Origin of the sequence: Streptomyces coelicoflavus, assembly GCF_045041415.1 — a bacterium.
Lineage (GTDB): Bacteria > Actinomycetota > Actinomycetes > Streptomycetales > Streptomycetaceae > Streptomyces > Streptomyces coelicoflavus.
This window is the reverse complement of sequence record NZ_CP108218.1, coordinates 1,868,649-1,887,709: the sequence shown is the minus strand read 5'-3', so window position 1 is coordinate 1,887,709 and position 19,061 is coordinate 1,868,649. Positions and strand designations below refer to the sequence as shown.

Here is a 19,061-nt window from a genome sequence, read left to right as displayed (position 1 = left end):
CCGTGATTATTGGCAAGTTGACCGACGCGGCGTACGGGGCGCAAGGCACAGAGCACGGAAAGCGGGGCGGCGATGACGGCGGACCAGGCCGGCAGCGGTACGGCGGCGTGTGGTGAACCCGAACTGTCGGACAGTCTCAAGACGTTCGGGGCCGTCTTGAAGGCGCTGCGGGAGGCGGGAGGGCTCACGCAGGAGGAGTTCGCGGTCCCGGTGCGGTATTCGGCGGCGTACGTCGCGAAGATCGAGCAGGGCAAGCGGTTCCCGCCGGAGGCGCTGCCCGGGAGGGCGGAGGAGACGCTGGGGCCCGTCGCGGGCAAGGTCCTCGCGGCAGCGGCGAAGAGCCTGCGGAGGAAGGCGGGGCTGGCGTCCTGGTTCCTGCAGTGGGCGGGGATCGAGGAAGAGGCGATCACGCTGTACGCGTATGAGTGCCGGGGGGTGCCGGGGTTGTTGCAGCCGGAGGGGTATATCCGGGCACTGTTCGAGCGGCAGTTGCCGCCGCTCACGGCGGACCAGATCGGACGGCAGGTGGCGGCTCGCACCGAACGGCAGCGTCTGTTGTCTGAACGTCCGAACACTGCCTTCAGTTTCATCATCGAGCAGTGCATCTTTGAGCGCCACGTGGGCGGGACGGCTGTCACCAAGGCCGTCATCGATCACCTGCTTGAGCTTGGGCGACGCACGAACATCGAGATCCAGATCATGCCGACCCGGCAGGAGGACCACACGGGGGTCGACGGTCAGATGTACCTGGCAGAGAGCCCTGGGAACCAGTGGTTCGGCTACGTCGAGGGACACCGGTCGAGCGCCCTGATCGCCGCTTCGAGCGAAGTCAGTATCCTCCTCCAGCGCTATGGCAAGCTGCGTTCCCAGGCCCTGGATTGCCGGGCTACGGTGGGCCTGCTGGAACAGATGCGAGGAGCGCTATGAGCACCACGGAAGACCTGAGCTGGTTCAAGAGCAGCTACAGCGGTGGCGACGGTGACAACTGCATCGAGGTCGCGCTGGACGCCGAAACGGTCCACGTCCGGGATTCCAAGGACCTCGGCCGCGACTCGTTCGCCGTGGTCCCCGGTGCCTGGGCGGCTTTCACCGCGCACGTGTCGGGTTCCTGACTGTCGTCTGTGAGGCGGCGGATCAGCCGCCTCACAGACGCGCTGCTCAGTCGGACTCCGCGGAGGCCGCCGCCTTCTTCTTCGGGGCGGCGGCTTTCTTCGCGCGGGTGGCGGGTGCGGGACGCCAGGCGCGCAAGGCGTCGTCGGTCAGGCCGAGTTCGCCCTGCTTCTGCTGTCGGAAGGCGAGGATCTCGGCGGCGGGGGAGGCACCGAACTCGGCGTCGTACTCGCCGTACCACTGGTCCAGCCAGGGCTGAAGCTCAAGCAGCCCGGCCAGGAACGGCACGATCTCTTCGCTGCCGAGGCCGGCGGTCTGGATGTACGAGGCGAGCGCGAGCGCCTGCTCCAGGTGGTCCCAGCCGGCCCACCCGTACAGCTCGGGCGACTGCGCGTTCACCGTGCCGTACGAGACGAACCGTTCCTTGGGCACGTCGAGCTTGCCCCGGGCACGCCAGTAGCTGGGCTTGAGGAAGTCCGCGGAGGTGTACTTCGGCGGTACGGGCGTCCGCTCCCGGATCTTCCGCTTGGCGGGCTCGTCCGGCGCGGCGTCCTCCTCCCGCTGGAGGTCCCAGACATGCTCCCAGTCGGCCCGCTTCTTGAGCGCGGCGGGCTTGTACCGGAGGGCCGACACGAAGGGGACGTGCTCCTCGGAGAGCAGGTCGCGGACGGTCTTGGCGAAGTCCTGCCGGGGGGCGTAGAGGTCGGCGACGGAGGTGAAGTCCTCGTCGGCGGACAGGGCTTCGGTGAGCCGGGCGAGGGTGGTGACGGTGGGGTTGCCGTTCGCGTCGAACCAGTAGGAGCGGTCCTCGATCCGGTCGAGCAGCCAGGACTTCAGCGCCTTCTGCCGCATGGAGTCCCACCCTTCGGTGGCCCAGCGGCGCTTGTACTCGGGGCGCTCGATCATGCCGATGGCACGGTTCGATTCGATGACGTCAATGCGCTTCTGGACGAGGGCGCGGTAGTCGTCGGGCCAGTGGGCGGGGATCTCGGTGATGGGCGTGGAGCCGTGCCGCTTGAACCACTCGCCGCTGGCCTCGCTAGCGACGACCCGGCGCGCGAGCACGATCTCGAAGGCGCGCTCACCGAGGGCGAGTTCGGGGACGGTGGAGGAGTCGGGCAGGCGGAGGTCCTCGGAGTGCAGGTTGTAGAGGAAGTAGACCTGCCAGTCGAGTTCCTCTTGGAGGGCGATCATGCGGGCACGGGTGGAGGCGTAGTCGGCCTCAGCTTCGCGGAGGGTGGGGGCGGTGGGAGTTGCTGTGGCGGCGAGGGCGGCGGGGGTGGTGGCGGAGAGGCGTCGGGCGAGGGCGTCGAGTTCGGTGGCGAGGAGGGTAGGGAATTCGTTGGGGAGGGGGAACTCCTGGAGCTTGGTACCGGTGAACTCGTAGAAGCGCTCCCAAACCTGGGACTTGTACCCCTCGTTCACGCCTTGGCTTCCCTTGTCGTGACTCACCATCTTGAGCCAGAACCCAGCCGTGGAGCTATTGAGGAGCCCAAGCAGCTGCACGTGTTCCTCTTCCGTCGCCTCCTTCCGCAACTTAATCACAGGTGCTGTGCTGCCGAAGAGAGTTCCGTCACGATCAAAAGCGAAGTGATTGTGAGTTGCCACGAAGGGGAAGGCGATCCCCTTGGGATTCCTGAGCTTCTCTGAGTAGCTCTCTAGATGGGCATGCCAAGCCTTTCCGTGCTCAACGACGGTCTTGCCGAATAGGAGACGCTGACTCAGAACCTGACGGTGCGGCCACAGATAGCGCGCTACGAGATGAGTGTTGTCGGCGACGGATTTTGAATTGGCTGAATCCTCGTAAGGGTTTACCACTGTTACGAGATCCCGAATCCTGTAGTCTCTTACCGCGTTGCCTGTGGCGAGAGGTCGAACGTTCTCCAGGAGTCCCAGTCGAGCGGCTGCAGTGTTATCGGGCAAGAAGTAGACGTCGTCTCCACCCGACTTAGTTGTGCGACCTACTGATTGGATTGCCTGAGTCAGGGCCAGTGCGGCACTTCTTCCCAGCTGCTCAACCATTTCCAGGCCGCCATCGGCCAGGATCCACGGCTGCTTCCCGAAGTACCGCCCCCGCTCCAGGTCGTCCACCGAAATCCACTGCCCGGAGTTTCCTGGCCGGTCGATCTGCTCCTCGATCGCCTGCCAGACCAGCCCCTCTTCCGGGTTGTCCGGTGCCGATGGCTCCCCCTGTACGCTCCGCACGGTTCGGATCGATGGCTGACGCTTCGAGCCCTCCCTGGAGCGGCCCACCAGGATGACCGTCGGTGTCCCATGCCCCGGGATGTAAGCCCCTGACGTGTCGATGACTTCTGTCAGCTCGACCCGGTCCCGAAAGAAGCCCTCGATCAGCTTCGTCCCGAACTCCCGCTTCATGAACGAGTTCGCCGTAATCTGGCCGACCATGCCGTAGCCGTGCCCGTCACCCCCACCCCGCTTGGCCAGCTCGAAGAACCGCTGGGCGAACGGTACGGACAGCGCATACGTCCCCGCGCACGCGTCGTACAGCTCCCGATAAAGCTGGTTGAGCTTCTTGTCCTTGACCGTGATGTAAGGCGGGTTCCCCACCACCACGTGGTACCGCCCCTGCTGCAGAATCCCCGGGTACTCGTGCACGTCCTCCGTCGCGTACGAGAACTCCGCCAGTGGGTCACCCGCGGCCCCCTCCTCCCCGAGCCCCAGCTGAAGCTCCAACTGCCGGTCCTTGATGAGCGAGTCACCCACCGCCAGCTGAATCGGCCACTCGTACTCCCGAGCCGCCCCGAACGTCCGCAGCCCACTCGCCGCCATCGCCGCAACGAGCAGCCGGAACCGCGCCACCGCCACCGCGAACGGATTCAGGTCCACCCCGTGCACCGACTCCAGCGCGGCCCGCACCCGCTCGTACGCCCCGACCTCCGGCCGCTCCTCACCCCACATCCGCGCCAGCCGCCGGAACGCCCCCAGCACGAAGTGCCCCGACCCGCACGTCGGGTCGATCATCTTCAGCTCTTCGAAGCCGAACTCCCGCACCGCAGGCGTCATCGTCCGGTCGAGGATGAACTCCTCCACGAACTCCGGGGTCTGGAGCAACGCGTACGTCTTCCGCGCCGCCTCACTCAGGTCCTGGTACAGGTCGCCCAGGAACCGGGTGTCCCAGCCCTCCGTGCCGTCCTCGCTCAACGGGTCGGTGAAGTCGTGCACCAGCACCGACCCACCGCCGATTTCACCCTCCCCATCCGCCGCCACCGACTTCTGCTGCCGCCAGAACGCCAGCAGCGCTCCCGCCCCGTCGTGCGACAGCGGAATCTGGTACAGCGGATTGTGGTCCCGGTCGAACAGCAGCCGCCCCGCCTGCCCCGCCCCCAGCTCCGCGAACGCCGTCTCCAGCCAGCCGCGATACGTCGGGTCGGCGTCCTTCGCCATGTACTCCTCGTACCGCGCCTGGGCGACCTCGCGCCCCGCCACGTCCGGCGCCGTGATGTACGGCTCCGCGATCAGCCGGTTGTCCTCGCTGAACCGGACGAAGACCGTGCCGAGCACCCAGGCCACCGCGACCTGCGTGACCCGCTCCCCGAGCCAGCTGTTCCAGGTCGCCGCCGTGCGCCCCAGCTTCTTCGCCTGGTCGTACTCGCCGCGCAGCCGTGCCCCTACCTCGGAAACGGCCTTGACCTGTGCGTCCAGGTCGGTCTCTGCCGCCTTGACCTGCTTCTGCAGGTCGCTGAGGAGGCTCTTGCGGTCGATCACGGACTGCTCCCGATGTTGTGACTGAAAAGCGAGACGAGAAGGAGACGAGGACGAGAAGGCGGAGACAGGAGGCGACGATCCGCCGTACGTCAGCCGTCAGACGGCGTCCGGCGCCAGATGTTTCCGCGCCACCCACGCGTCCGGCACGACGATCCACTCGTCGAACCCGGCCTGGTACGGCACGCTCTGCCCGGCCAGCCTCGGCGCGCGCGCCGGGTCGGACTGGGCGACGAGCAGCCACAGCGGGCTGCCGCCCTGCCGGGACTCCTCGGCGAGCCGGCCCAGGAGGTCGAACGCGTCGTAGCGGGCGAGTGCCGCCGTGTCGGTGAGGAGCAGCGGACCGCCGCCCTGCGCCAGACGCTCCCGAAGGAGGGGCTCCACGCGCCCCCACGCCTTGTCCGTACGGACCCGCAACTGCTGGTGGGGCCGCGTGCCCGCCTCGGCGGCGTCGGCCTTGAGGACGGTCTCCCAGGTCGGCTTGGCCGCCTCGGCGATCACGCCGCGCAGCTCGGCCAGGAACAGCCCGGTCAGCGAGACGACCGCCGCCCCGTACGGCTGGCCGGCCAGCCGTCGTACCGCCGTCTCCGCGCCCAGGTGCGGCACGGTCAGGACCCGGAAACCGTCCTGCCCCGCCGAGTGCACGAGCCGCTGCTCGGCCTTCACCGCCGCCGCGACCGCCGCGTCCGCGTCGTACTGCGTCGGCGCGGACCGCCGCGCCGACGAGGCCGCGACACCCCAGCTCGCGGACGTCAGCCCGCTGGTGAACTCCCCGGCGGGCCGGTCCGGGACGAGCCGGAGGGTCTTGTCGTAGCGGGTCGCCAGCTTCAGCTCGAAGCCGGCCTGCTTCAGCAACCGCACCAGCGCGCTGCCGACGGGCAGTTCGCGCGGGACGAGGGGATCGTCGCCCAGGTCGGGGAAGCGGGTCGCGACCCGCTTGTGCAGAGCGTCGACGGTGAGCCCCGGCTGGCGCTCCTCCTCGACACCCGGCTGCACGGCGACCACACCGGCCTGGGTGATCCGCAGTGCGCGTACGAGGTCGAGATCGCGTGGATAGATCTCCAGGCGGGGTGTGAGCGCGGCTCCCGGGGAAGCCGCGACCGCGATCTCGGCCGTCCGCCGCTCGTCCCAGCCGAGCGCCCCCGGCGGCTGCCGGATCGCGGCCAGCTTGGTGAGGACCGTGCTCGCCGTCGGCAGGGACTCCAGGCCCGCCAGCTCGTCCGCCTGCGCGCCCAGCTTGAGCGCGTACTCCCGGAGGGCCGGCAGGGTCGGGGTGTCCGCCCCGTCGGCAGTGTCCTCACTGGCCGCTCCGTCGCGGACGTCGATGACGATCAGTCCGAGCACCGGGTCGGTGCCCTTGGGCAGCCGGGCGTGGAAGTAGCGGAACCGCGGCGGCGTCTCCTCGTACTGCTCCAGGAACTGCTCCCGCTCCACCACCGCACGCAGCAGCGACAGCGCCAGCGCACGCCGGTCGCGCCGCTTCGCCACCTTGCTGCCGCGCTGGGCGAGCAGCGCGTCGGCGAGTTCGAGCACCGGCACGACCCGGCCGCGTTCGGCGACCAGCTCGATCACCTGCTCGCTCAGCAGCTTCAGCGCGGGATCGTTGTACCAGCGCTCGCGCGCCTTCTTCACGATCTGCGGGATGCGGCCCACGGTGAGGCCAAGGGCCTTGGCGACGTCCGCCTGCCGGACCCAGGGCAGCCCCTCGGGCAGGTCACCGTTCTCGTCGGGAAGCCGGAGCAGCAGCCGGACGGCCTCACGCTCCTTCGCGTTGGAACGGGCGTTGCCGCCCGACGGACGCGGTACCAGGCGGGACGCGAGGGCGTCCAGACTCAGCCCGCGCAGCACCTCCAGGCCGGTGTCGCCGCCGTCCGCCGCGACCGATTCGGCGGCTGCCCGCTCCAGCTCGGTGGCCTCCTCACGGGCGGCCTTGAGCGCCTCCTTGCTCATCGGCGCCGGTGTCCTGCCGAGGCGCAGGTTCCACTGCTTCTGCCGGTTCTGGATCTCCGTGCGGGTCCGGGCGCCCATGCCCGGCGCCGTCAGGAACTTCCGCACCGAGTAGTCGAGGACGTCCCCCACGCTGTTCAGGCCCAGGTCGAACAGCTGGGACTGCGCCGCAAGCGTCAGGCCCGCCACCGACAGCGGTGTGGAACGGTCGGCCCGCTCCGCCTGCTCGTCGCGGATCTCCTCGGCCGAACTCTCGTCGTCGCCCTGGCCGATCCGCGGCGCAGCGCTCTCTACCGCCACCGCCTTGTTGCCGTGCCCGGAGCTCGGCGCGGTCGTCCGCTGGGCGTCCAGGAAGATCGCGTTCCAGGCGCGCTCCATCGGCTTCAGGTCCGGGAAGCGGTCCTTCACGTCCCGGGCCAGGGCCTTGCGGAAGAAGGCCACCAGGCCGTCCCGTACGGGGTCGTCGAAGGCGTCGGCAGCCAGCTGCGGGTACGGCCACTGCTTCGGATCGGTCTGCCGGGGCGTGACCGAGCCGTCGCCCCAGCGGGGCAGCTCGCGGGACGCCATCTCGTGCAGCGTGACAGCCAGCGCGTACCGCTCGGCGTGGCCGTCGTACGAACCGCGCGTGATGATTCCGACGAAGGGGTCGAGGTAGCCCTCGGTGCCCGCCTCGATCTCCTTCGCGGGGTATCCGGCCAGCGAGAAGTCGATCATCACGAGCTGGCGGGTGCCGTTGGGACGGATCCGGATCGCGATGTTGTCCGGCTTCAGGTCCCGGTGCCAGATGCCCTCCGCCTCCAGGTGCTCCACCGCGCCGAACAGGTACTTTCCGTACGTCTCCAGCTGGTCCATGCGGAGGCGGCCGTAGTCCCGCAGCTGACGGGCGACGGTGTCCTCGCGTCTGCGTGCGGCCTTGCCCGTACCGTCCGTGTCCAGTGCGCGGCTGTCGCCCACGTACTCCAGGGCGAGCACCCTGCGGCCCGCGAGGGTCAGCGGCTCCCGCTCGTACAGCGCGATGATGCTGGAATCCCGGTGGATCCGGCCGAGGACATCGGCCTCCCGGTCGAGCACCACGTGCTTCGCCTCGCTGAGCGCGACCTTGAGCACCGCTACCGGCAGGCTTCCGCTGCGACGGGGCTCGCCGGCCAGGTCACGGACCAGGAACGCCCGCGACGTCGAGCCCGTGCCGAGACGGCGCACGATCTCCCAGCGCCCGGCGAACACCTCACCGGCCACCGCTTCCAGCGGGTCCTTCTCCGGCTCGGTCTGCTCTCCACCGGCCCCCGGAGCCGGGGAAGCGCCGACAGCCGACTCCCCACCTGCGGCGTCCTTGTCGGCGAACGCCTCCTCGACGCATTCCAGCATCTCCAGGAAGTCGTCGACCGTGGAGAGACGGCGGCTCGGCTCGTACGCGGTGGACGCCTCCACCAGGTCGTCGACGTCGGGATCGAGGCCGTCCACCAGCGCGCTCGGGGCGAGCGTCTCACCCGCCTCCAGGCGGGACAGGACCTCACTCTGGGTCGCACCCGGCGCCTGCCCGGTGACCAGGAGATACGTGAGAACGCCGAGCCCGTACACATCGAGCCGGACCGGGTCCGCCTTCGGGATCCGCAGCTCGGGCGCCAGATACGGGTCGGCCTGCTGGGAGACGTGCAGACCGGACACATGGGAGGTGGCCAGCGTCAGCGGCCTGCCCTGGCTGGCGCTGTGCCCGGAGGCGATCTGCCAGTCCGCGATCTGCAGCCGGGGGCTCAGCCAGCGCTGCTCCTCGCCCAGTTCGCGCCCGCGCGGACCGCGGTTGCGCGGGATCACGTGCACCGCGTGCGCCGACAGCGTGCGGTGATGGAGCCGGTTGGAGTGCGCGGAACGGAGCGTCTCGGCGAGCTGGCGGACCAGCGCGAGACGGCCGCGCAGGCCGAGGAGCTTTCCGTGCTCCACCAGGTAGTCGTCGAGCCTGAGGGTCTCCGGATGGTAGTCGAAGAGGATCGTCGGGCCTGCGGGATGCCCCGACGGCAGGTAGCTCTTCAGCTGGACGACGCCCGGGTGCCGGAACCGGCTGAGTACCGCGGCCTCACGCGCGGCGGCCTTCTCCACCGAGGCGCGCTCGGTGTCCGAAGCGCCCCGCTCGCTGAGGAAGACCCGCACCCGCGCCAGATCGTGCAGCTGGGTGTGACTCCCCCGGTAGTCGGCCCAGGTCGGACCGGAGTCGAACGACTTCGTCTCCAGGAGGTACGACCCCACCTCGCGCCGACGGCGGACGGACGCGATGCCGAGCTGCTTGAGGGCCGCGTCGACCTGGCGCGAGACCCCGGCGGTCACCTGCCCCCGGGCGCCCTCCGGCGGAACGGCGAGCATCTCCACCAGCTGTCTGATCTTGAAGACGCCGTTCAGGTCGGCGCCCGTCAGATTCACCCGGAACCTGTCGTCGGTGAAACAGACCGCCTCACCCACCCAGATCCTCGGCCGTCCGGGGCCACGCCCCACGACGTTCCCGATCAGGCCCGCCAGCTCCTTGGCCTTCTGATTGGTCAGATGCAGCGGATTGCCGTGCCGGCGCTGCGTACCGCCGGGTGTCGTCTGCACCCAGCTGTTGCCGCCGCCACTCACCGACCCGTGCCAGTCCTTCAGCTCGACCAGGAACACTCCGGCCGGCGCGGTGACCATGAGATCGATCTCGCGGACGTGCCCGCTGTTCGCCGTGAAGGTGAAGTTCGACCAGGCACGCCAGGGCTCCTCGTTCGGCAGGAGCCTGCGGACGGCCTCAAGACCGCGGCGCTCGTGCTCGAACTCGGACTCGGTGACCGTCGTCCACCGGCCATCCTCCATGCGGCTCCCGCCCCGTGTCAGCTCATGTCCGTGCGTGCCGGTCGCGTTCCTGCTGGTGCGGCCCGGGCAGCCCGGCTGAATTCCCGGAAGAAATCCTAGACGGTGGCACCGACACCGAGCGGTCCGGAAGTGACAGCGGCCATACAACGGCAGGCCGGAGGGCGGACGCCGTGGGCGAGTGACCGGAACACGCGCCCTGGGATTCGTCCGAAGATGTACTGGTCGGAACGCGCGACTCTTCGATACATATGAAGGATTGTGCGGGGGGATCAGGGGGTTCAGTGCTACTTGTCATGGGATTGCTCGGCATAGGCGGATGTGTGCTGGTGTCCCGTTGCGGTGGACCGACGCGGTACCACCGGCCGTGCCGCCGCAGACGCAGAGGACTGTTCGCCCGTTGCCAGGATCACGGCTTCACCCCTGTTACGGTCACCGACCTTGCGGGACTCGCGCTGTTCGGTCTGGCCTTCGGAGTGTGGACGCTCTTCGGGGCAGCCGGCTGATGCGGCGCAGTCGCAGCCAGGGCGGGTGGACCGCGATTCCCTGGTGGGCGTGGGGGCTCGGAAGCATGGCAGGGCTCGTCGTGCTGTGGCAGGTGGCCCAGCAGTGGCCGGTGTGGACCGGGTTCGGGCTGGCTTCCGCAGCTGCCGGGCTGGCGCTGAAGCCGGGGAGGTCGGCCTTGACGGGGCGGGCCGGCCGCTCGGCGCTTGCCGCAGGGCCCGTGCGCTATTCGCTGGCACATCTCGATTCCCTGGACCCCACGGCATTCGAACTGGCGATCTGCTCCCTACTGCGCAGGGACGGGCTGGCCGCGCAGCATGTCGGCCGAGCAGGGGACAAGGGAGCCGACGTACTGGTCGTCGACGGGTCCCGACGGCGGGTGGTCGTCCAGTGCAAGCGGCTGCGACCGGACCGAAGGGTCGGGGACCAGGACGTCCAGCGGGTCAACGGAACCTACCGCCACGACCACGGTGCCGAATTCGCTGTGATCGTCACCACCGGAGGGTTCACGACGGCCGCGAGAGCCAGTGGCCCGCGCTACGGGATCCACCTGGTCGACCGGGACGCGCTGGAGCGGTGGGCCGACCTGGGAGAGCCGTTGTACCGGATTCTCCGGATCCCCGATGCGCGGCCACGGAGCGGGAGGCGGAGTCCCGGATCTTGGCGTGCAAGAAGGTCGCCGGGGTGACATCACGTAAGCAAGCGTGATAACCCGCTATATGTCAAGATAAGTTGGAAACCTTGAGGGGGAGTATGACCGGCCAGACCGAGTCCGTACGGATTCAGGTGTCCGGGGCGGACCCGCATCACGCGGAAGTGGAGGCGCGAGAACTCCGCGACGTTCTGCGCCGGTTGGACGACACCGAAGTGCGCTTCGCCCCACCGGAAACAGCACACGACGCGGATGGCTCGAAGGGGCCCGCGCTGCTGACTCCGGAGGTCGTGCTCGTTCTCACGGGAGGGTCCTTCACGCTGGCCGGGACCGCCATCAAGGCTTGGGTCGCCGTCCGGAAGAGCCGCAAGGTGCGTGTCCAGCACCCGGACGGCACGGTCACCGAGTTCCAGGGCGGCGTCTCCGGGCGTGAGATCAGGAAGCTGCGGGACGGTGACAGCAACGGCAGTTCGGGCGCCGGCCCCGGAGCCGGGCGGTGAGCCGAAAGCATGCTCTGCTCGTGGGCACCGCCACCCATCAGGACGTGAGCTACCCCGCCCTGCCCTCGGTGCGCGCCGACATCCACTTCCTCGGCCAGGTGTTCGAGATGCCCGCCGTCGGAGGGTACGAGAAGTGCTCCCGGGTCGAGGACTCGCCGAAAGCGGCGGTCAAGCAGGCCATCGAGGGATTCCTGAGTGCGCGGGAACCCGATGAACTGGTGGTGGTCTACCTCAGCGGCCACGGGGCGTACGACCGCGAGGACGGTCAGCTGTACTTCGTCACCACGGACACCCAGGCCGGGCGGGAGCAGCAGACAGCCCTCGAAGCAGCCTTTGTCATCGACCAGTTGGAGAAGTGCGCGGCCCGCCGCAAGGTGCTGCTGCTCGACTGCTGTTTCAGCGGCAGCGCGGTGCAGGGCTTCCGCAGCAAGGGAGCACCCGCGACGGCCGCGATGCCGGTGGTCGAAGCCGGAGGGGTACATGTCATCACCGCCTCTCAACACTGGGAAAAGGCGTTCACCACGGATGCCGACCAGCCTTCGCAGTTCACCCGGGCGATCGTGGAGGGCCTGCATTCGGGACGAGCGGACCTGCACGGCAACGGGTGGATCTCCGCGAACGACCTGTTCCGTTACATCAGCCAGGAACTGCGGAAGGCACCGGACGGCCGTCGGCAAACGCCGACCCAGTCCACCCTGTCCGTGACCGGGGAGATCTATCTCGCTCACGCCCCCACCGGCCGCCAGATCCCCGCACTCAAGCCACTGCCCGCCGGGCGCACCGCAGTGACGGACGCCGCGGGGGACAAGTCGCCGGCACCGGTCGAGCCCACCAAAGCGGCATACGACGACTCCGCCTTCACCGAGGCCGAATGGTCCGGGCTGCTGGCCTACTACCAGCAATGCCTGGAGGTGGAGGGCCGTGCCGGTGAACTGCTGCCGTTGGCGGGCAGCGACCCGCCGCGAATGGTCTGGCCGGCCGGGGAGGAGGTCCTTCTCTCCGGCACGGAATCCAGTGTGCAGGCACCACAACGGGTAGTGGACCTCGCCGATCAGGCGCAGAAAGACGGTGCTGACCTTTGGTACGGGTACCCCGTCGCCGTGCTGTACGACGGCACGCGACAGGTGTGCGCCCCGCTCGCCATGCGCCGGATCGAAGTCGAACGCGAACCACAGGGGCGCAGCGTCGTCACGCCGTCCGGACCGATCGTCCTCCACCCCGAACTCGTCCTGAACCGGCTGGGCAAGGACGAGGGCCGGGAACTGCTCGCCGCCTACCAGCCCAACTGGCGGCCGGGATTCCGCGAGGACATGATCCGCGACCTGCGCAGCCTGCTGCAGGAACTCGGACTGCCCGACACCGAACACCTCGATCCCGGGGCCCTCGGCGACGGCAGCTCGCTGCGTGCGGCACACGAGGGTGCCCGCAACGTGGCGGTCGTCTACGCCACCCGGTCGGACAGCGCGGCCACAGCGCAGCTGATGAAGGACTACACGACGCTGCAACGGAGCATCGGGCAGTTCCCGGACACGGCACTCGGAGCGTTGAGTACACCGAGCGCAAGGGAGCCGAGCGCCGAGCAGGACGTACAGATCGTCGCGCCACTGGAACTCAACGAAGGACAGGAAGCCGTCATCCGGGCCGCCATGGTCCGCAGGCTCACGGTCGCCACCGGACCACCCGGCACAGGCAAGAGCCAGCTCATCGTCAACACGGTCGCCACCGCCAGGGCCGCCGGACAGACCGTGCTCGTCGCCTCCACCAACAACAAGGCGGTGGACGAGGTCTGGCAGCGGTGCGAGGAACTCGCCCCGGGGCTTCTCGTGCGGACAGGGGCGCAGTCGGTAGTCGACAAGGAGGTGCGCACGCTGGAGGAGCTGACCCGCAGCCACCAACCCCGGCAGTCCTCCCGGACGTTCCGGGGTGAACTGCGCAACCACCTCCGCACACAGGAGTCGCTGCGGCACCGGCTCGCAGAGATCGCGAGCCGGGAGAGCGACCTCGCAGACCTCGGTCGGCTGCGTTTTGCCTACGCGGAGAAGCACCACCAGGACCCCGGGACACTCGCCACCTTGCTGGGCGACGACGTCTCCCTGGGACGGTGGCTGCGCCGGGCCCGTACGGCGGCCCGTCTCGGAATCTTCGGGGGATGGCTGCGCGCCCGGTGCGTGCGCGGGCTCGGTCCGGTGCCTGTCCAGGCCGAGGACCGTAAGGACTTCGCCGAACTGCTGATGTTCGCCGAAGCGGAAGCCGACTGGCGGCGCAGGCGCACCGCCGCCGAAGCGGCGCCCGACGACGCCCAGCTCCACGCCACGCTCCAGGATGCCGACCGGCGAGTGCGTGAGGCAGCGACAGCATTGCTGCAGTCGTCGGTGGCGGAGCAGGCGATGACCGCCCGCGCTGCCATCCACGAGCGCATTGAGGCGGTGCGGGCACGATCGCCGAGGCAGTGGTCGACCCTGGACCGCATCCTGCCGCAGGTCCCGGGCTGGGCAGTCACCACGCGGTCCGCACGGCGGTTCCGGGACCGAGCCGCCCTCTTCGACCTGGTCATCGTGGACGAAGCGAGTCAGTGCTCCGCACCGGATGTGCTGCCGTTGTTGTTCCGCGCCCGGCGTGCCCTGGTGATCGGCGACCCCATGCAGCTGCAGCACATCACCACACTGCAGCCACGCCAGGAGGCGGAGGCGCACCGGGGAGCGGGACTGCGGGCGAGCTGGCTCGACGAGCACCGGCTCGAGCATCGCCGCTACTCCTCCTTCCATGCGGCTGCCCACGCGGCAGGGGAGACGCTGCTGCTCGACGAGCACTTCCGCTGCCACCCGGACATCGTCGGCATCGCGAACCGGCACTGCTACGGCGGCCGGCTGACCGTCCTCACCGACCCCCGGTCGCTGCGACGCATCGACGGAGTCGACGCCGTGCAGTGGCTCGACGTGACGGGGACGGCACGCAGGGGTCACAACGGGTCGTGGCTGAACCAGGACGAGGCCGACCGCGTTCATCTCTCGGTGGAGCGCCTGCTCAAGCGGCTCCCGCACGGTTCGACCGTAGGCGTCGTCACTCCCTTCCGGGCCCAGAAGGACCTGATCGCCGGCCGCTGGCAGCACGAACCACGGGTCAGGGTCGGGACGGTGCACACCTTCCAGGGAGGACAGCAGGATGTGATCCTGCTGTCCCTCGTCGCGTCCGACCGGATGCGTCCGAGCGCGGTCAACTGGCTGTCCCGCGAGGTCAACCTCTGGAACGTGGCCATCACACGGGCCCGTTCGCATCTCATCGTGTTCGGCGACCGCGACTTCTGGGCGGTCCGGCCCGGCATGCCGCACGCACTCCTCGACGCGGCAGAGGCCAAGGACGGCCTTCCTCCGCACAGCGTTCACTCGGAACATTCCGACGAAGACGTCGGCGACAGGCTGCAGTTTCTGCTGACGGACGAGATTCCGGGAGTCCTGATCGACCGGAACGCCGTGGTGGACGGCTATCCCTACGACTTCGACGTCCGCCACGGCTCGAAGAACGTTCGGATCCGACTCGACCACGGTGCGTCCACCGGCGCAGAGGCCGCACGTCACCTGAGACTCGCACTCGGTCGAACAGCCCTGCTGCCCAACGGCGTGCGGGTGCCTGCCTGGCAGGTGTGGGACGGGCATACGGAACGGGTGGTGGGCCGGCTCGACAACTGAAATGCGCAGGGAGGGGCGGCAGCGCTGAAAGACGCATTGGGATGAGCGCGAAGCGCGATACGACTGCGGCAGCCGAAGCCTGTCCCTATCATCGGACCGGGGGATCTCGGTGTCCCGGCCCGCACGCCGGAAACCGCTGCGTCGGCATGCGTACGAGCTTCTCCGACGACCGGTTTCCCCGCAATGCGTCAGGAGTTCACCGTGCCGTACACGGCAGAGATCAGCCGTTCCAACCCGACGAGCATCATCTTCCTCGTCGACCAGTCGACCTCCATGAGCGATCCCATTGGTGGTGAAGTACCGCAGCAGAAGGCGGACGTCGTCGCCGACGCCATCAACCGCCTGCTCACCGAGCTCTCCGTCAAGTGCGCGAAGGAAGAGGGCGTACGCGACTACTTCCACGTCGCGGTCATCGGCTACGGAGCCACCGTGGGCTCGGCGCTCGCCGGGCCGCTCGAAGGACGGGACCTCGTCCCGCTGAGCGAGGTGGCGGACAACCCGGCCCGCATCGACGAGCGGAGCAAGAAGGTCCCTGACGGTGCCGGCGGACTGGTGGAGACCGCCGTCAACTTCCCTCTGTGGATGGATCCGGTCGCCCACGGGGGGACCCCGATGAACCGTGCGTTGCAGTACGCGGAGGGACTCGTCGCCGGCTGGACCGAGCGGTATCCGGCCGGATTCCCGCCCATCGTCATCAACCTGACGGACGGCGAGTCGACCGACGGCGACCCCACCGCGGCCGCCGAGGCCGTCACCTCCCACGCCACAGCGGACGGAGCGGCACTGCTGTTCAACCTGCATGTGTCCGCGGCGGGCGGTACACCGACCGCGTTCCCCGACTCGGCCGACACCCTTCCCGACAGCTACGCCCGGACCCTGTTCGGCATGTCCAGCCCGCTGCCGAGCCACATGCGCTCGTACGCGGCCTCGCAGGGGCAGCGGGTCAGCGAGACCACTCGCGGTTTCGTCTACAACGCAGACATCACCACGGTCGTCCAGTTCCTCGACATCGGTACCCGGGCCACCGAACTGCGGTGACGACCTCCACTTCCTGCGTGTACATCACGCACCTGGTGGCTCCCAAGAAAGGAAGCACGGCAGCGGAATGCGAGGACGCCGTCGCCGTGCTTCCCGGGCATCCGCACGATCACATGTTGCGGGAGCCATTCGCGGCAGGCGTCTGCGACGGAGCCACGGAAAGCGCACTGGCCAAGGACTGGGCCAGGCTGCTGTCCCGCGCCGCGGCCGAACACGCCATGGCGTCGCCGGACGCACTGGCGGGCGGACCGGCCTTCGAGCGGTTCGCAGCGACCGTGGTGGCCCGGTGGGATCCCTGGCTGGCCGACTACACACTGGCTCGCCAGGCAGACGGCCGTCCACTGAAGTGGTACGAGCACACCAAGCTCGAGGAGGGTGCTTACGCGACGCTGCTCACGGTGCGCGTCGACCCGGAGAGCGGTGCCCACGACGGTGAAGCGGCACCGTCCTGGCGGTGGCGTGCTGCTGCGCTCGGGGACAGCTGCCTGTTCCACCTGCGTGACAACCAGCTGATACAGACGTTCCCGGTGTCGGCCGTCGAGGAATTCGGCACCACTCCCGATCTCTTCAGCAGCCGCAACCGTGACGCCGCGCTCCTTGCCGACCGCACGAGATTCACCGGAGGGAACTGTCGGCCGGGAGACCGCCTGCTTCTGATGACGGACGCCCTGGCCGCTTGGCTTATGTCGGCTCCGGACCAGGCCGACGCAGTCGGCCAGCTCCTCGAATACGCCGGACCCGACGACCTGGACGACTTCAACAACTGGCTGAACGGGCTACGGGACAGCCGGCAGTTGCGCAACGACGACGTGGCATTGGTACGGATCGATTTCGAGGGACGGTGAACATGGGCCCGGCCACCGGTTCGCAGCGCCGGTTCCCCAGCGGCGCCGAGTACGCGGAAGCTCTGCAGCACACCCAGCTGTGCTTCCATCACCCGGAACTCAAGGGCGCCCGGCCCGAGCTGACCGGACTCGGCCTGCCGCGCCCCATCTCCGGCGCCTTCGCCAGTGTCTTCTCTCTGACCTCGCCGACGTCGGGCCGCCGGTACGCGGTCAAGTGCTTCACCCGTCACGTCCCGGACCAGGAACGCCGGTACGAGGCCATCAGCTCCCGGCTCGCCCTGCTCGATCCGACGGAACTCTCCCAGCCGTGGAACCTCGGCTTCGAGTACCTTCCCGACGCCATCAGCGTCGGCCGGGAACGCTACCCGGTCCTCAAGATGGAGTGGGCCGAGGCCGTCACTCTGTCCTCCTGGCTCGACGCCAACCATGCGGACCGGATCGCCGTCGATCGTCTGGCCGACCGGTTCGAGGAACTGACGCGGGACCTGGCGGACCATCAGATCGCGCACGGCGACCTGCAGCACGGCAACCTGCTCGTGGCGAGCGACGACACGTTGCGGCTGGTCGACTACGACGGCATGTACGTCACGGCACTGGCCGGCCTGGGCGGGACCGAGCGAGGGCACCGGAACTATCAGTCACCCCTGCGCGGGAACGACGACTTCGGCGTGGAACTCGACCGGTTTTCCGCCTGGGTCATCTTCCTCTCGTTGAAGGCGATCGCCTCCGAACCGGCCCTGTGGTCCCGATTGCACGAACCCAGCGGCGAGTTCCTCCTGCTCACCGAGGACGACTTCACGAGCCCGGCCGGGTCCGCACGACTGCAGACACTGCTCACCCATCCCGACCGTATGGTGAGCGGACTCGCCGACCAGGTGCGGACCCTGGCCTGCCAGCCCCTGGACATGCTGCCGCCGCTCACCCTGACCGTGCCCGGGCAGCGCCCGGCCGCAACGGTGATCACGGACAACACTGCTCACCGTGGGGCCGCCGCCCCGGGCACCGGCGGCCTGCCCGGCTGGATGGCGGGACACCTTACCTCCGCGGCGTCGCCCTCGCAGCCCGCGCCCTCGGTCGCCCCACCGGACAGATTCCAGATCAGGACGCCACTCGATGTCGCTGTAGCCGTCGTCTGGCCCCTGATGTCGGCGGTGACCGTACTGGCTCTTTTCGTGGGCCTCGCGACAGCTCCGTTCGTTCCGGCAGTTCCGGTGCTCGCCGCCGCCACATTCTCGGTGTTCGGGTGGGCCCGCCGTGCGGAGCGGGCTCAGGCACGGGCCGTTCTCTCCGTGCTCACAGCGGAACGGGACCGGCTCGACGACCCGGTCAAGGCCGAGGGGAAGCTGCGCAAGGACCGGGCGAAGTTCGACGCCGCCGAGACGAAGCGCATCGCGGACCACCCACGAGCACAGAGCAGGCTCACCGCGAGCCACCACGGCGAGCTCCAACAGATCGAGAAGCGTCGGGTCCGTAAGCGGAAGGAGCTGGACAAGAAGATCGCTGGGCTTTCGGAGAAGCGAAGGAAGGAACTGAGAACGGCGCTTGCCTCCCGGCAGTCCGACTACGTGCGGGAGCGTCTCGGGCGACGGCTGATCGCCCAGAATCCGCCGCACGGCATCGGGCCGAAACTGGCCGCGCGGCTTGCGGCAGCGGGAGTCCGTACCGCAGCCGACTTCACCGGATACCGAACCGTGCACAACGCGCACTACAACAGCGTCGGTGCCGAACTGGTGCTCAGCAATGGCCGCCGCATCGACGTCCAGGGCATCGGTGAGGCCAAGGCCATCGCACTCGATGCCTGGCGCAGGCAACTGGTCGCCGCTGCCGAAGCCGATCAGCCCACCGCGCTCACCGCACAGGAGCGACAGTCGATCGACCAGGGCATCGAGGTCCGGCGCACCCGCCTCACCGCTGAGCTGCGCTCCGTGGACGCGGCAGCTGAAGCCTCACGGACGAAGGCACAGCAGGAGTTGGAGGACGGCCGGGCGCGGCTCACGCGGGAGAACACCCTGGCCGGCGAGCGGGCCCGCCGACAGCGGCAGGAGTTCAGCCGGCGCGCGGTTACGCTCCAGCAGGACAGTGCGCGCCATGCGGCGCTGAGCTCTGCTGCCGGGACAGCTGAGGCTCACCGGCGCAGGCTGTCCCTGGTGCGATACCTGCGATTCCTCTACACCGGTCGCTGAACCGCGCCCCTGGAATGCACGATGTCGCAACCACGGTCGCCCTCGTGCTC

At 69.0% G+C, this 19,061-nt stretch carries 10 protein-coding genes; 8 read left to right on the top strand and 2 right to left on the bottom strand.

Features of this window, described 5'->3' with window-relative positions; translation table 11 throughout:
• Positions 1-72 precede the first annotated feature (72 nt).
• Entirely contained in the window at positions 73-927 is an 855-nt protein-coding gene (locus OHA99_RS08135; RefSeq protein ID WP_405694981.1) for a helix-turn-helix domain-containing protein, read from the top strand.
• Positions 924-1,112, top strand: a complete 189-nt coding sequence (locus tag OHA99_RS08130; RefSeq protein ID WP_405694979.1) for a DUF397 domain-containing protein — start codon at positions 924-926, stop codon at positions 1,110-1,112. The genes OHA99_RS08135 and OHA99_RS08130 overlap by 4 nt, the downstream gene beginning before the upstream one ends.
• Before the next feature lie 46 nt (positions 1,113-1,158).
• Here OHA99_RS08130 and pglX read toward each other — a convergent pair whose 3' ends face one another.
• Together pglX and pglW are read right to left on the bottom strand one after the other, a co-directional pair.
• On the bottom strand, positions 1,159-4,836 hold the full coding sequence (gene pglX, locus OHA99_RS08125) for a BREX-2 system adenine-specific DNA-methyltransferase PglX (RefSeq protein WP_405694977.1): 3,678 nt from the start codon (positions 4,834-4,836) through the stop codon (positions 1,159-1,161).
• 96 nt (positions 4,837-4,932) lie between these two features.
• Positions 4,933-9,606, bottom strand: a complete 4,674-nt coding sequence (pglW, locus tag OHA99_RS08120; protein ID WP_405694974.1) for a BREX system serine/threonine kinase PglW — start codon at positions 9,604-9,606, stop codon at positions 4,933-4,935.
• Positions 9,607-10,174: 568 nt separating this feature from the next.
• Here pglW and OHA99_RS08115 point away from each other — a divergent pair.
• The 6 genes from OHA99_RS08115 to OHA99_RS08090 all read left to right on the top strand — a co-directional run bounded on the left by OHA99_RS08115 (position 10,175) and on the right by OHA99_RS08090 (position 19,011).
• Positions 10,175-10,795, top strand: coding sequence for a restriction endonuclease (locus tag OHA99_RS08115; protein ID WP_405694972.1), 621 nt, complete (start codon positions 10,175-10,177; stop codon positions 10,793-10,795).
• A 65-nt stretch (positions 10,796-10,860) separates the two neighbouring features.
• The gene (locus tag OHA99_RS08110) at positions 10,861-11,259 is read left to right on the top strand and encodes an effector-associated constant component EACC1 (protein ID WP_405694969.1); all 399 of its coding nucleotides are present in this window, start codon (positions 10,861-10,863) and stop codon (positions 11,257-11,259) included.
• Positions 11,256-14,945, top strand: a complete 3,690-nt coding sequence (locus tag OHA99_RS08105) for a caspase, EACC1-associated type (protein WP_405694967.1) — start codon at positions 11,256-11,258, stop codon at positions 14,943-14,945. The genes OHA99_RS08110 and OHA99_RS08105 overlap by 4 nt, the downstream gene beginning before the upstream one ends.
• A gap of 201 nt (positions 14,946-15,146) precedes the next feature.
• Positions 15,147-15,983, top strand: coding sequence for a vWA domain-containing protein (locus OHA99_RS08100; RefSeq protein WP_366473384.1), 837 nt, complete (start codon positions 15,147-15,149; stop codon positions 15,981-15,983).
• Between the two features lie 17 nt (positions 15,984-16,000).
• The gene (locus OHA99_RS08095) at positions 16,001-16,828 is read left to right on the top strand and encodes a hypothetical protein (protein WP_405694965.1); all 828 of its coding nucleotides are present in this window, start codon (positions 16,001-16,003) and stop codon (positions 16,826-16,828) included.
• A 2-nt stretch (positions 16,829-16,830) separates the two neighbouring features.
• Positions 16,831-19,011 (top strand): hypothetical protein, encoded by a 2,181-nt coding sequence (locus OHA99_RS08090; protein ID WP_405694963.1) that lies wholly within the window; start codon positions 16,831-16,833, stop codon positions 19,009-19,011.
• Positions 19,012-19,061: the final 50 nt, after the last annotated feature.

Coding starts and splice junctions, on each gene's coding strand:
- OHA99_RS08135 (WP_405694981.1), top strand. CDS start 73: ATGACGGCGGACCAGGCCGGCAGCGGTACGGCGGCGTGTGGTGAACCC.
- OHA99_RS08130 (WP_405694979.1), top strand. CDS start 924: ATGAGCACCACGGAAGACCTGAGCTGGTTCAAGAGCAGCTACAGCGGT.
- pglW (WP_405694974.1), bottom strand. CDS start 9,606: ATGGAGGATGGCCGGTGGACGACGGTCACCGAGTCCGAGTTCGAGCAC.
- OHA99_RS08115 (WP_405694972.1), top strand. CDS start 10,175: ATGGCAGGGCTCGTCGTGCTGTGGCAGGTGGCCCAGCAGTGGCCGGTG.
- OHA99_RS08110 (WP_405694969.1), top strand. CDS start 10,861: ATGACCGGCCAGACCGAGTCCGTACGGATTCAGGTGTCCGGGGCGGAC.
- OHA99_RS08090 (WP_405694963.1), top strand. CDS start 16,831: ATGGGCCCGGCCACCGGTTCGCAGCGCCGGTTCCCCAGCGGCGCCGAG.